This is a genomic window from Peribacillus sp. NPDC096447 (genome assembly GCF_044762725.1).
Classification (GTDB): domain Bacteria; phylum Bacillota; class Bacilli; order Bacillales; family DSM-1321; genus Peribacillus.
In genome coordinates this window covers 586,208-599,864 of sequence record NZ_JBIWEV010000003.1, presented here as the reverse complement: position 1 = coordinate 599,864, position 13,657 = coordinate 586,208, and the positions used below count along the sequence as shown (strand labels likewise).

The window sequence follows — 13,657 nt, the reverse complement described above, 5'->3', positions numbered from 1 at the left end:
TGTAAAAGTTTACATATACCCAAACCGAAACTGGATTGATTATAGTTTACACAATTTTTAGATTTTTTGAAATAAAAGATTCAAAATAATATGTAAAAAGAAATAATATTTGCGTAATTTTAAAAAATAAAATATTATGATATTAAACACAGGTTTCTAAATAATCTGATAGTTTTTCATTTGTAGAAAAGGGAGGTGCTTTTGATGGTTAAGGTTGCTGCAGTCCAATTACAATCTATCTCTGGAGAAAGGGATAAAAATATTGAAAATTGTATAGGAATGGTTGAAGAGGCGGCTAAACAAGGAGCTGAATTAATCGTATTACCTGAACTTTGGGTGAGTGGTTACTATTTATCGAAGGAACAATTCCAATCGTTGCAAGAGGTTCCGACTGGAGAAACCGTTTCATTATTTCAAAAGCTCGCAATAGAGTTAAAAGTAATGCTCATCGTACCATTTGTTGAGGGAGAAAATGGAGACCTTTATATATCCTTAGCTGTAATTGAGTCAACAGGGGAAGTCATTGCCACTTACCGAAAATCATTTTTATGGGGAAGGGAGAAGGAAATATTCACTCCTGGTGAGAAAGTCTATCATGCAATTGATACATCAAAAGGAAAAATAGGTGTTCTTATTTGTGCTGATATTGAATTTCCTGAACCAAGCCGAATTCTAGCTCTTCAAGGTGCAGAACTTATTATTGTTCCTTCAGTATGGAGTTACGGAGCAGAAACAAGATGGGATATTCAACTTCCTGCGCGCGCACTCGATAATACGGTTTATATTCTTGGCGTAAACACGGTAAATGAGGGAAGCTGCGGAAAGAGTAAACTTATTGCTCCGACTGGTGAGGTCCTATGTGAAGCATCAAGATCGGAACAGAGTATTCTAATTCATGATGTAGATTTTTCAATTATATCCGAGGTGCGAAAAGAGGTTCCTTATCTGGATGATTTAGACAAGAAATTGTGGCCAAATGCTTCGTTATTTGAATTAGAAAAATAGTTTTTTCCAAAAATTCATTAAACGAACTATGTGGGTGTATAACTATAATCTTATAAAAGTTTATTAAAATCCATTTTTCATTATTAAATGATAAGTGGATTTTTTGTTTTATTAGGAAATATAAACAAAATGATTTTTGAACATGAATCGGCTATCTAGATACAACAAAAAGTACATACTAGTGCCGATGTTGCCAAAGGATTGGATTCTTTTGACCAGTGCCGAATCTCTTGAGGCATAAGAAAAACCGTAAATCATTCAAAAATTAGGGTTTTTAAGAGATCCGCTTTATATCTAGAGGTTAGGGAGGAAATGGGATACCATCTACAGACTGCTATTATGGATAACTTGTCCAGTAATACAAAAAAAACGAGTGTTGGGCTACTCTAAGTTTTGTACTTAAAGGCCTTCTAAAGGTCAATGTGTTGTTTTCTTTATAACTACTGTAATCACAATATTAGTTATTCAAAGGAGAAAAAATCAGAAAATTATTGTTTTTCTGAAATATACACTTTATAATTTACCTAATAAACGTTAGGTGGGGATGAATTGAAAAGGCAAGAATTAATAGATGCAGCTCTTTTGCATTATTCACTACATGGATATCAAGGAGCTACCATGAAGAAAATTGCGGATGAAGTGGGAATAAAACCAGCATCCATTTATTTTTTTTATAAAAACAAAGAGGAATTATTTATCGCTGCTTTTCAACATTTACTTGATAACCATTTAGCTGAAATGAAACGAATTTTAGCTGAAACAAGTTCACGATCTGTGGATCAAATTTTTAGTGAAATGCTTCACGGGATTGTTAAGTATCACAAAGATGATGAGCAAGGGACTATGGCGTATATATCGTTGGTTACGTCACCCATTCCGGAAATTAAATTATATTTACAAAAGTATTTGTTGCATTTTAATGATTGGATGGTTAGTTCACTTGAGGACCTATTGAGGCAGAGCTACCCGAGCCTTTCTACTGACGAAGTGGACCAAATCATTAAGCAATTTGTTTTACTCGGGAATGGATTATTCTGGGGCATCAACTTGTATGAGGGACAAGATTTAATGGAGCAAGTTCATATTGCAGATCGATTCATCGGTTCCATGTTTAGTGATATAGGGAGGAAATATGGGCCTCTGTCCAAAAGTGAATAACCAAAAGGAGGTTAATATGTAAAGGGAATATATGGAATTCATCTCTATTATGAACAGGCGAGAAAAGGAGCATCTTTCAAATATGGTTTTCAATGAGGGGATAAAACGAAGTAGATTTCCCCCGTTTGAATAATAAAAATGTGAAGTCATTTATAAATGGAGTGGTTTCCTAAAAGGGGGTGATATAAATAATAAAAAACATGTAAAAGAAATAAAATTGGTTCAGCAGTCTAATAAAAACAAAGGAGTGTATTCCAATTAAAATTAAAGTGATCATGCCGGTTATATCGGACATTTTTAATGAAGAAATTAGAAGAGAGATTAAATCTTATGCTTCTGAAAACACTGAAGTAGGAGTTTGCAACCTTGATTATGGACCTGAATCAATTGAAAGCGAATATGATGAAGCACTTTGTATACCTAATTTCCTGGAAAAAGCAAAGCAGGCTGAAGAAGAGGGGTATGAGGGTGTAATCAGTGATTGTTTTGGAGATCCAGGTGTGAAGCCTGCAAGAGAAATATTGGATATTCCAGTTGTTGGACCATGTGAGTCATCCATGCTTGTTGCGAGCTCATTAGCAAAATCCTTTTCTATTGTAACGGTGCTGCCTAATGTTGTGCCTATGATTGAAAACATTAGCAAAACTCTAGGTGTAGATAGGAATGTTGCCTCAATTAGATATGTAAATATTCCTGTTTTGGAAGTTCAAGACAAGGATAAGTTAAAAAGTGCGTTATTTGAAGAAATGATAAAGGCGATTGAATATGACAATGCCCATGCTTTAGTGTTAGGGTGTACAGGCTTTATAGGTGTTGCAGCGGAGCTTCAAGAACGATTAAGACAAAAAGGTTATGATGTTCCGGTTATCGATCCCGCATTTGCAGCCACAAAAATGCTGGAAATTTTAATTGCTATGGGGGTTAAACAAAGCCGCTTGACCTACATGACTCCACCTTCTAAACAGAGAGTAAAAAGTTCATAAACTTTTTAAGAAAAAGAAATAAGTTAAATCCTGCAAAATAAAATTAACGGAATATTCGGTTAATTATTATTCATCAGCTTAAAAGAGGCAAGAGGAATCTCCAGTTTGTTGCTAAAACTGAGGATAATTCATAGGGGTGAATTTATGGAAGATAATACAAAGTTGGGGGACGATTACTCTCTATCCAGAGTGCCGCAAAATGCGAGATTGCCAATGTGGGATATCATGATTGTCAGAGTTGGTGCCCTAGCTACACTTTCTCAATTTATGCTTGGGGCCGCATTAGGATACGGAATGACTTTTTGGCAGGCGTTTTGGGCCATGATGTTTGGAAGTGTCATTTTACAAGTTATAAGTTTTCTAATCGGTTATGCCGGTGCGCGTGAAGGCCTTTCAACTAGTCTTTTGTCGCGTTGGACAGGATTCGGCAGATATGGTTCGAGTATCATTGGCGCGGTCATTGCTTTTTGTACAATAGGCTGGTTTGGAGTGCAGAACACTGTTTTTGCTAATGGTTTGGTGGAAGCTACCGACGGGAAATTGATCCTTCCCATTGCAGCTGCTATTACCGGATTAGGCGTAACTGTACTGGTTATATTTGGTTTTAAACTATTAAGCATGACAGCCAAAATTACCGTTCCTGCCTTTCTATTGGTGGTGGGGATTGGCATCTATCAAGTTCTCAGTGATCATTCCATTTTCAGTTTAATGGGAACGTCGCCTCCGGGAGAGAGTCTTTCTCTGGGCGTGGGTGCAACAATGGTTGCTGGAGGATTCATTATTGGTGCCGTAATCACACCCGACTTCAGTCGGTTTGCCCGAAATGGCAAGGATGTTTTTTGGATGACTACCATTGGTACCCTAGTGGGCGAACTTGGTGTAGGAATGATCGCTGTGTTAATGGCCCATGCGGCAAAAACAAGCGATGTTGTCAGCATCATGCTACAAACGTCTGGCTGGCTTGGCGCAGCAGTTGTCGTTTTTTCCACAGTGAAAATTAATAACGTAAATTTATATTCCTCTTCTCTTGGCTTTACTAATATTTTCGATTCTGTTTTTAAGGTCAAGATGAATCGAGGACTCGTTACACTTGTAATTGGTGCTATCGGAACTTTACTATCCATTATGGGCATTCTCGATAGATTTGTAGATTTCCTTGTTTTACTTGGAATCATGATACCTCCAATAGCCGGAATTATTGTGGTTGATTACTTCGTACTGAAGACGTATCGAAAAGCTCTTGATGAGAGCAGGGAAAAAGGAACATTGCCATCTGAGCCTGAAAAAATGAATCCAGTAACATTAGTTGCCTGGGCAGCAGGATTTGCAAGCGGTTATTTTATTACAGTTGGCATACCATCTATCAATTCCCTTTTAATAAGCGGCATTATCTATTACGCAGGTGTGTTATTTATAAAATCTATTAAAGGGAAAAAAGTGAACAGTGATCATATCGCATCATAATTTTTTGAAAATGGGGGTTTTAAGAAAATGAGGAGATTAGGTAAACAGGAAATTGAAGATATAGCAGTAGGTGCGGCTTTACTCGGAACGGGCGGAGGAGGAGATCCTTACATTGGTAAGCTAATGGCTTTACAGGCAATTGAAGAGTACGGGGAAATCACATTGTTGGATGTGGATGAAGTTCCTGATGACGCATTAGTGGTTCCTTCCGCGATGATGGGAGCACCGACGGTTATGTTGGAAAAAGCTCCGAGTGGTGAAGAAGCAACAGCCGCTTTTAAAAACCTCGAATCTTATTTAGGAAAAAAGATTTTTGCAACGATGCCGATTGAAGCAGGCGGAGTGAATTCGATGGTGCCCCTTGCACTTGCTGCAAAGCTTGGCTTGCCTGTGGTGGATGTTGATGGGATGGGAAGAGCATTCCCGGAATTGCAAATGGTCACTTTTTATTTGGATGGAATTGCTGCTACTCCGATGGTTCTTGCTGATGAAAAAGGCAATACTTCACTGCTCTCAACCATAAACAATGTCTGGACAGAAAGGATTGCCCGTGCAGCAACAATTGAAATGGGTGGTTCAACAATGACAGCCATCTATCCAATGACAGGAAAGAATATAAAGGAAAGCGGAATTAGAAATATACTGAGCTTAGAAGAACAAATTGGTAAGACAATCAGGCTTGCAAAGCAAAATAATGTTGATCCAATAAAAGAAGTGTTGAATAAGGCAGACGGGTTTGAATTGTTCCGTGGAAAAGTGAGTGATATCAACCGCAAGACAGAGGCGGGATTTGCTAGAGGCGTGGCAACATTTGAGGGAATCAATGAGTATAAGGGAGAAAAACTCGAGGTGCGATTCCAAAATGAGCATTTAATTGCACAGACAGAGGAACGCTTGCTTTGTGTCACTCCAGATTTGATTGCCGTGCTTGATGCGGAAACAGGCTTGCCGATCACTACTGAAGGGATCAGATATGGAGCAAGATGCGTGGTAATCGGAATGCCATGCCATCCAAAGTGGCGAACGGAAAAGGGAATAGAGGCAGTTGGTCCAAAATACTTTGGCTATGAAGTCGGTTATGTTCCTGTTGAAGAATTAGTGAAAAAAGGAGGGCTAGTTTAATGGGTGTTTATCGAATAGGAATTGATGTCGGGGGAACCCACACAGATGCAGTTCTTTTAGATCAATATAATCAGGTCATTTCGGAAACGAAATCACCTACAACTGAGGATGTTTCCATAGGCATCTATACAGCAATGAGAAAAATAATCGATGACGCAAAGGTTCCTCGGGAGCAAATTAAATATGCAATGCTGGGTACGACCCATTGTACAAATGCTATCGTTGAACGAAAGAGATTAAACAATATCGCAGTAATCCGTATTGGTGCTCCGGCTACATTAGCGGTTAAACCGCTTATCGGCGTACCTGAAGACCTCCGCGCAGTACTCGGAAAACACGTATACCTAATCCGCGGCGGACATGAATTTGATGGCCGGGAGATTGTTGAATTAGATGAAGCGCATTTGTATCAAATTGCCGAAGATATCCAAGGGAAAGTGGATTCCATCGCGATAACTTCTGTCTTTTCACCTGTATCGCAAACACACGAACAAAGAGCAAGCGAAATTTTCAAAGAAGTACTGGGAGAAGAAATCTCCATTTCTTTATCTTCAGAAATTGGTTCAGTCGGTTTACTGGAAAGGGAAAATGCGACGATCCTTAATGCTGCTGTCGTAAATGTTGCTAAAACCACTGCGGACGGATTCATCAATGCACTGAAGAATGAAGGAATTGAGGCAAAAGTATTCTTTTGCCAAAATGATGGGACATTAATGTCAATTGAATATGCAGTCAAATACCCAATCTTCACTGTTGCTTGCGGTCCGACTAACTCATTAAGGGGAGCATCCTATTTGAGTGAATTAACCGATGCAATCGTTTTAGATGTTGGGGGAACAACAACGGATATTGGTGTTCTCGTTCAATCGTTTCCAAGGGAATCTTCTTTGGCAGTAGAGATTGGAGGAGCCAGAACAAACTTCCGGATGCCTGATTTAATCTCGATTGGACTTGGAGGAGGCACAATAATCCGCATAGAAGAGAATGGAGAGTTCACGATTGGACCAGACAGTGTCGGTTACCGACTGCCAGAAAAATCCTTGATTTTCGGAGGCGATACTTTAACAACAACGGATGTTGCTGTGGCTCTTGGAAAAGTGGAACTTGGGGATGCTTCAAAAGTGGCTCACCTTGATAAGGATCTATTAAATAGAGTTTATTTAAATATGGTCAATCTGGTCGAAGAAGCTATTGACAAGATGAAAACTAGTGCTGCACCAGTGCCTGTCATTCTTGTTGGAGGTGGAAGCATCCTTTTACCTGAGGAATTAAAAGGTTCATCTGAAGTCATACGCCCATTACATTCAGGTGTAGCAAATGCCATTGGGTCGGCTATCTCCCAGGTTAGCGGGCAGATTGAAAAAGTATATGCACTAGCTGAAATAGGAAGGGAAACAGCATTGGAACAGGCAAAGGAAATAGCGATGTCAGAAGCGATCAGTGCAGGAGCCGATCCACAAACGCTTGTTATTGTTGACATAGAAGATGTACCTTTAGCTTATATGCCTGGGAATGCAACTCGTATTCGTGTAAAAGCAGCTGGTGAATTAGCCCAGTCTGAAATGAATGAACTGGTGTAGGCGAGGCAGGAGGAAAGATATCATATCAGGTGCACCATTCATTCCGGTTTCTGAATAATGGAAATAACACCATGTGCCCGCCCTGCAATTTTGGTATTGAGATTAGCCATTGTAAATTAAAATTACAAATTTCAAACAATGATTGGCATCCTTGAAAAAGTAGAAATATGCTAAAAGAAAAAAGGTAAGATTGTTGCTGCATAACAATGAATATAAATGTATTCGTTTGGCGATAATTATATTATTGTACTACCCCCTAAGTGGTACTCCTCCATTGTTAAAAGCCCTTCTCTTAATCGAGCGGGGTTTTTTGTGTTAATTTTTATATTCGGAATCAGTGCGGCGCACTCAAAAGGGCTTGTGAATCGTCCTTTTTAAGGATAAAGAAGGATTTTACGTTTCATTTGGAGAATGTTTTGACCAATGGGGGTGGATTATTTGAGACAACATTTTGAACAGGATTTATCTAGAGAGGATATTTTTAGAATGATTGTTAAGCACCTTGATGTATTTCCGTTGACTAGTCTAGAGGCTATCAGAGAAGTGATCAGGAGTTCATTAAATCAAAGAGGCTTGATAGGGGGGATGACCAAACAAACAGGAGCCGCTTCCATAACATATAACCGGAAAATATCTGACCAAGATATCCAATTCATAAATGATTGTATTTGTGATCTATTAAATAGCCGCGTTATCCAACCTGGTATTAATGATGATAATTTGGAATTACCATGGATTTCTGTATCTGATAAAGAGAAACTTGAAACATTGGTGAACTCCCAATCTTAACTTTTTACATATCAAAGCCCTTCTCTATATCGAGAAGGGCCAATTTTTATTTGAATTTATTAATCCATAATAGCAATAATATAAAAACCTCTAATTAATTGTATTTTTTAACCTGTAAGATGGGATTCAAACATATCGATGATTTCAAGGAAACGTTCGGCCTCACGGAAAACGTGATCAGCCAATAGTGGATGAATGATGCTCTTGATTTTGCATTCTTCGATTAAATCCCTGGCGGTTTTCTTAAAGTCTCGAAGTGATACGACGGAAACACGGTTCTGATCTAGAAATTGATCCAGAAGAGGGGCCGTTTGAGATTGCGGTTTCATGGACTCTAAGTCTACGGCTTGAAAGACTAATTGATCAAAATCATTACTAAAGTTTCGCGCCATATCCACCAGCTTTCTTTCCGATGGATCAAGGAGATGTCCAATGAATTTTGCATGATCCGCCATTATTCTTAAAAAGAAAACATTTTCTTTGATGATGGCATCTGCAAGTGGTTTCAATTTACCCTCATTTAATTCTTTTAATCGTTTTCTAAAATAATTGGCTTCTCTGCTTGTATGGTCGACTAAAAGTGGGAAGTTGTTTGCTCCAGGCAATTTACAGGTGAGTATCAATCCTAATACCTTCCTTTTGAATAAAAATATGCCTGTAGCAGCTTGGTGCACCTCCGCGTTAAATCTCCTGATCTGTTCTGGATCAGTTTGATTTGTAAATGAATGGGATTGCTGTTCTATCCGTTCAAATAAATGATAAAACTGATTAGCTTCCTCAATTAGCTGTGTATCTTCACATCTAAAACCTAGTCTTAGAAATAACGAGTGTTCCTTCATTATTCTAGACCAAAAACGAATCTCATCTAAAGAGCGCACTACAAACATTCCTGATTTATTCCTCATATCTTCCTGTGTGTCCTCACTCATAACTAAGCCCCCCTCTTAAAACATAACCATCATTAAATCTTATTAACAAAGGGGCATTAGTATTCTGCTCAATTTGTAATCAAATCATTTACTATTATCTTTTTAACACCTCAAACCAACTGGTTCTTGATGGCCAAGGGGTGTGAAAAATTCCTGAACGTTCGGGGACTGTACTTTCTTCTTTGGCAGGACGCCAGGGTAATATCTTAAAAACCCTTAGAACTAATTCATTCTAAGGGTTATCATCCAGCACATTAAGTTACAGTTGATAGTCATTTGTCACCAAGTTCATTTATTTTTTTCGTAAGCTCATTAAACTTCTTATCGAGTTCTGTGTACGCCTTATCGTTTGGCGTCATAAAGCTAAGCTTTCCCAAAACTTCCTGTCTTTCTGTTTCAAGTGTTAATCGCAGTTCTTCCAAATCATCTCTTTTTGAGGATGATGATTCATACAATTGCTTTTGTATGCGATTATTCGAAATGACAAGTTTGCTGCTTGTGGTTTTTTCGAGAAAATATCGATCATGCGAAACGACGATTAGCGTGCCGGTATACTGTGCTAAGGTTTCTTCAAGTTGTTCCCGTGAAGCTAAGTCCAGATGATTTGTCGGCTCATCCAAAATAAGCACATCTTTTTCTTGTAATATATACTCCATTAACTTACACTTCACCCGTTCACCCATACTCATATTCTTAATGGGTTCTGTCCAATGAGACGCAGTGAAGCCTAAATGCTTCATTAAAGTTTGAACGTTCCCTCTCGACTCGAATGTATCTTTATGAAAAAGCTGGGCGGGTGTTAGTTCAAGTGGTAAATCAAACACTTCTTGCGTCAAATAGCCTATTTTTGCCGCTGGTGAAATCCATACATCGCCCGCAAAAGTTTCATGTTCAAGAATTATTTTTAATAATGTCGTCTTTCCGCTGCCGTTGTTACCTATAATAGAAATCTTCTCACCATGCTGAATCGTGAAATTGACGTTATTAAACAGTGTTCGCCCGCTAAAAGTCTTAGTTAAATTCTTAACTTCCAAAAAACGTTTTCCCGTCTTGTTTTTTGTTTTAATTGAAAAGCGTACAGTATATTCTGATTCAACAGGTTCAGCTTTTGCTTTTTCAAGCTCTTTTTCAAGACGCTTTTGTTTGGATTTTACCTGTGCATCCATTCGCTTCGCTTTCACGCGATAGTATTCCTTAACTCCTTCCTTTTTCGTCGATTGTGAATGGGCTTTTTTTGACCAAGAAGTGATTTCATTCATTTGTCCCTCGATCCGTTCAACCATTTTTTGCTGTTTTTCATATTCACGTTGTTGTGTAAGTCTTTTCTGTTTGCGAACCTCCATATAACTAGAATAATTCCCTCTGTGCTCAATTAGCTTTTTATCTTCAATCGACCAAATTTTCGTTGCAACAGCATCCAAAAAATAACGATCGTGCGAAACAAAAATAATGGTACCTCTATAATTTTTAATTTGTCCTTTGAGGAATCCTAAACTGGCCTCATCAAGATGGTTCGTCGGTTCATCTAATAGTAAAAGGTCTGCACCTTTAGAAAGTCCTTTTGCTAGCCGGGCTTTGAGTTTTTCTCCTCCGCTTAATTGTAGGAAGTCATGGCTTGGTACATGCATTTTATCCAGTAATTTAACTTCGGTAGGCGTCTTATCTTCTGAAGAATGCGACTCGACTTCTTGTTCAACCATAAAAACTTTCAAGTCTTGCTGCAGCCATTGGATTCGTCCTTGTGCAGGCACTAAATCATTGTTAATTAATTGCAGCAACGTAGATTTACCGGCACCATTTTTGCCAATGATACCGATGATCTCCCCTTGTTGAACACTAGCATTAACATTTTCAAAAATGTTATGGTCCAATACTTCATAGCTGATATTGGTTAATTTTAATAATTCTTTCATTATGATCAATCCTCTCCTTAAAGGGAGAATAAAAAAATCCTCCCAGTTCATATGGAAGGATTAGCCGTACCTGTGCATTATCAAATAAGAGCTATTTTCATGATAGCTCTACAATTTATAGAAAATGGGCAGACTAATCCTATTTCGTATGATTTGAAATATGTGATTTCAAATTTTAAAAATAAGATTAGTTAATCATCGGCCACCCATCATCCCTTCTGATATTAATAAAATCAGTATAGCATAATATGATCATTGAAAACAAAAGGAAGCGGCATAATACTAAAAGATTTATAATTGTTTTAACTCAATTAATCATTTTATTATAAGGTAGGCAATAGGACTGAATATTTCCTGTGAAAATCATAAACATTTACCACCATAGGGTTGTTCCTTGAGGAGGTCATTAATATGGAATATATAAAGGGAATCGATGTTTCACATTGGCAAGGTGCTATTAATTGGGAGGAAGTTGCAAAGGCAGACGTGAAGTTCGTGTTCATTAAAGCAACAGAGGGAACAAGTTATTCCAAGCTATCCTATTTCAAAGAAAATGCACCACAAGCATTGGCAGCGGGATTGAAAGTCGGGGCCTATCACTATGCAAAGTTTGCAACTGTTTCAGAAGCAAAGGCTGAGGCTGCTTATTTTTTAGATTCTATCAGCTCTTTTGCTTTAAATTACCCTGTTGTCCTTGATCTGGAGGAAAATAAAAAAAAGGCAAATAAAAAAACGCTGACCGATGCAGCAATCGCTTTTTTGGAGGCTATTGAAGAAGCTGGATATACGGCTATGCTGTATACTGGTAAATACTTTCTCGAAAATACCCTAGATGAATCAAGGTTGGTGAACTATGCTTTGTGGATTGCCAGATACAACAGCACGTTGGGACGTAGCACGGATATTTGGCAGCATTCTGATTCAGGTAAGGTAAGCGGGATCAGCACAAAGGTGGATTTGAATATAGCCTATAGGGATTTTACAAATACAATAAATACTTTTAGGACGCAAAACTCCCGTGCATGGAAAACTGAAACAACCTCAACTTATACTGTAACAAAAGGCGACACACTTAGCTTCATTGCAAAAAATCATAAAACAACGGTGAAATCCCTTGTTAGTCTTAACGGAATTAAAGACCCCGACAAAATTTATATTGGTCAAAAATTAAGGTTGAAATAAGTAAAGGATCTTTTCAATACAAGAGGTACGAGGTACGGGGTTCTTTCAAAGGTCAAAACAAAGTGGATTGGAGCGGGTGTGAGACTCCTGCGGGAAAAGCGAGTTCAGGGAGACCCCACAGGCGCAAAGGCGCCGAAGAGGCTTCCCGGAACGCCCGCGGAAAGCGAATGCCTGGAGAGTAAATCAACGTTCAAATTGTACAAATCCTTAATTTACTGTAGACAAACTCGGCTCTTCTCATTACAGAGGAGCTTATTTTAATGGATATTATATTTCTTTAAGTTCGTCTATTGCTACGTCTGATCTTTCCTCTAATGGGCCTCTTAGATGTACTGTAGCCGTTCTTCCATCTTCATTTAAATTATCAATCCATACTGAAGTGCCATTATATCTAACCTCAATGTCAGCTGATGAAGAAAGAATCTGCTTTACACGCTTAGCATCCATATAAATCCCTCCTTGTTAATTAGTCTACCTATTATTTGGGAAAAACCTTAATTTTATTCATTTGATTAATATTGCAACTAAATCATATAAGGCACAATGATTCTTCCCAACCTTCCATTTATCCGCGGTGACTTTTTTTGAAATTAAGCATGTAAAGATGAGAATTCTTAATCTTAAAATTATTGGGTTTATCTGCTAGAATGGATAGGATTGTAAATAAATTTTTTGAGGTGATGAAATTGAAAAAACGCAGGCTTCTGACAGCCCTTTTAATACTTAATGGCGCCTCCGTTTTATTTACTTACATGCAGCAGCCAAGCGGGGCCAATGCCGCCAAAGATAAACTCAATATTTAGAAGCTCGACGTCGATGAATTTTTTGCTGAACGTGAAGGTACTTTTATATTACGTGAAGTGAAAAAAGGTAAGACTTTTATCTATAATAATGAACGGGCCGAACAAAGATTGGTGCCGCAATCAACTTTTAAGGTGCCTAATGCACGTATCGGATTGCAGGTCGGTGCTTCGAGGATGAATATGACATTAAATATTGGGATGGTGTGAAAAGGGAAATTGAGATATGGAACCAGGATCATACGCTTGGGTCCGGTTTAAGGAACTCCGGTGTTTGGTATTATCAAGCAATGGCCCGCGACATTGGAGAGAGTCGAATGGAGGAATGGATTCATAAGATTTCTTATGGCAACCAAGATATTAGAGGAGGGATTGCTCAGTTTTGGCTGAGCAGCTCACTCAAAATTTCTCCTATTGAACAAGAGGACTTTATGGAAAATTTATACATAGAAAATCTCCCTTTTGATAAGGATGTCATGAAAACCGTTAAAAGGATGATGATCCAGACTGAAGGGGACAGCTATACACTTTACGGACAAACGGGGCAGGGGGTCCAAACATTGGCTGGTATGTTGGTTTTATTGAAACAAAGGAATGTGACTATGTTTTTGTAACGAATATCTCCGGTACATCGGCAGACGCCAGGAACATCACGAAAGACATTTTACAGAAATATCATTTAATGGCAGAATAGGAAGTGAGTTGGTTCTTTCCGGAGTGCGAAGATGTAAA

11 protein-coding genes and 1 pseudogene are annotated in these 13,657 nt (G+C 38.3%); 9 read left to right on the top strand and 3 right to left on the bottom strand.

Features of this window, described 5'->3' with window-relative positions:
• Positions 1-204: 204 nt before the first annotated feature.
• From ACIQZD_RS14150 to ACIQZD_RS14120, 7 genes are all read left to right on the top strand, one after another.
• Positions 205-1,005, top strand: a complete 801-nt coding sequence (locus ACIQZD_RS14150) for a nitrilase-related carbon-nitrogen hydrolase (protein WP_402903588.1) — start codon at positions 205-207, stop codon at positions 1,003-1,005.
• Positions 1,006-1,554: 549 nt separating this feature from the next.
• Positions 1,555-2,163: a TetR/AcrR family transcriptional regulator gene (locus ACIQZD_RS14145; protein WP_402903585.1), complete on the top strand. Its 609-nt coding sequence runs from the start codon at positions 1,555-1,557 to the stop codon at positions 2,161-2,163.
• Between the two features lie 275 nt (positions 2,164-2,438).
• Entirely contained in the window at positions 2,439-3,146 is a 708-nt protein-coding gene (locus ACIQZD_RS14140) for an aspartate/glutamate racemase family protein (RefSeq protein ID WP_402903582.1), read from the top strand.
• A 144-nt stretch (positions 3,147-3,290) separates the two neighbouring features.
• Entirely contained in the window at positions 3,291-4,610 is a 1,320-nt protein-coding gene (locus ACIQZD_RS14135; protein WP_402903579.1) for a purine-cytosine permease family protein, read from the top strand.
• Between the two features lie 27 nt (positions 4,611-4,637).
• Positions 4,638-5,732 (top strand): S-methyl thiohydantoin desulfurase family protein, encoded by a 1,095-nt coding sequence (locus tag ACIQZD_RS14130; protein WP_402903576.1) that lies wholly within the window; start codon positions 4,638-4,640, stop codon positions 5,730-5,732.
• Positions 5,732-7,312, top strand: coding sequence for a hydantoinase/oxoprolinase N-terminal domain-containing protein (locus tag ACIQZD_RS14125; protein ID WP_402903573.1), 1,581 nt, complete (start codon positions 5,732-5,734; stop codon positions 7,310-7,312). The genes ACIQZD_RS14130 and ACIQZD_RS14125 overlap by 1 nt, the downstream gene beginning before the upstream one ends.
• A 438-nt stretch (positions 7,313-7,750) precedes the next feature.
• On the top strand, positions 7,751-8,101 hold the full coding sequence (locus ACIQZD_RS14120) for a hypothetical protein (RefSeq protein WP_402903570.1): 351 nt from the start codon (positions 7,751-7,753) through the stop codon (positions 8,099-8,101).
• Positions 8,102-8,208: 107 nt separating this feature from the next.
• Here the strand turns inward: ACIQZD_RS14120 and ACIQZD_RS14115 are convergent, their stop codons facing one another.
• Both ACIQZD_RS14115 and abc-f read right to left on the bottom strand, forming a co-directional pair.
• A complete protein-coding gene (locus ACIQZD_RS14115; protein ID WP_402903567.1) occupies positions 8,209-9,030 on the bottom strand; it encodes a DUF2935 domain-containing protein in 822 nt (273 codons plus the stop codon).
• A 272-nt stretch (positions 9,031-9,302) separates the two neighbouring features.
• The gene (abc-f, locus tag ACIQZD_RS14110) at positions 9,303-10,943 is read right to left on the bottom strand and encodes a ribosomal protection-like ABC-F family protein (RefSeq protein ID WP_402903564.1); all 1,641 of its coding nucleotides are present in this window, start codon (positions 10,941-10,943) and stop codon (positions 9,303-9,305) included.
• 411 nt (positions 10,944-11,354) lie between these two features.
• On the opposite strand from abc-f, the gene ACIQZD_RS14105 reads away from it, so the two are divergent.
• Positions 11,355-12,125 carry a GH25 family lysozyme gene (locus tag ACIQZD_RS14105; protein ID WP_402903561.1) on the top strand — a complete coding sequence of 257 codons (771 nt, stop codon included), beginning with the start codon at positions 11,355-11,357 and terminating at the stop codon, positions 12,123-12,125.
• A gap of 267 nt (positions 12,126-12,392) precedes the next feature.
• Here ACIQZD_RS14105 and ACIQZD_RS14100 read toward each other — a convergent pair whose 3' ends face one another.
• A complete protein-coding gene (locus ACIQZD_RS14100) occupies positions 12,393-12,572 on the bottom strand; it encodes a small, acid-soluble spore protein, H family (protein ID WP_402842273.1) in 180 nt (59 codons plus the stop codon).
• A gap of 356 nt (positions 12,573-12,928) precedes the next feature.
• Here ACIQZD_RS14100 and blaOXA point away from each other — a divergent pair.
• Positions 12,929-13,619: pseudogene (gene blaOXA, locus ACIQZD_RS14095) on the top strand (class D beta-lactamase); the annotation flags it as partial.
• Positions 13,620-13,657: the final 38 nt, after the last annotated feature.

Coding starts and splice junctions, on each gene's coding strand:
- ACIQZD_RS14150 (WP_402903588.1), top strand. CDS start 205: ATGGTTAAGGTTGCTGCAGTCCAATTACAATCTATCTCTGGAGAAAGG.
- ACIQZD_RS14140 (WP_402903582.1), top strand. CDS start 2,439: ATGCCGGTTATATCGGACATTTTTAATGAAGAAATTAGAAGAGAGATT.
- ACIQZD_RS14135 (WP_402903579.1), top strand. CDS start 3,291: ATGGAAGATAATACAAAGTTGGGGGACGATTACTCTCTATCCAGAGTG.
- ACIQZD_RS14130 (WP_402903576.1), top strand. CDS start 4,638: ATGAGGAGATTAGGTAAACAGGAAATTGAAGATATAGCAGTAGGTGCG.
- ACIQZD_RS14125 (WP_402903573.1), top strand. CDS start 5,732: ATGGGTGTTTATCGAATAGGAATTGATGTCGGGGGAACCCACACAGAT.
- ACIQZD_RS14115 (WP_402903567.1), bottom strand. CDS start 9,030: ATGAGTGAGGACACACAGGAAGATATGAGGAATAAATCAGGAATGTTT.
- abc-f (WP_402903564.1), bottom strand. CDS start 10,943: ATGAAAGAATTATTAAAATTAACCAATATCAGCTATGAAGTATTGGAC.
- ACIQZD_RS14105 (WP_402903561.1), top strand. CDS start 11,355: ATGGAATATATAAAGGGAATCGATGTTTCACATTGGCAAGGTGCTATT.
- ACIQZD_RS14100 (WP_402842273.1), bottom strand. CDS start 12,572: ATGGATGCTAAGCGTGTAAAGCAGATTCTTTCTTCATCAGCTGACATT.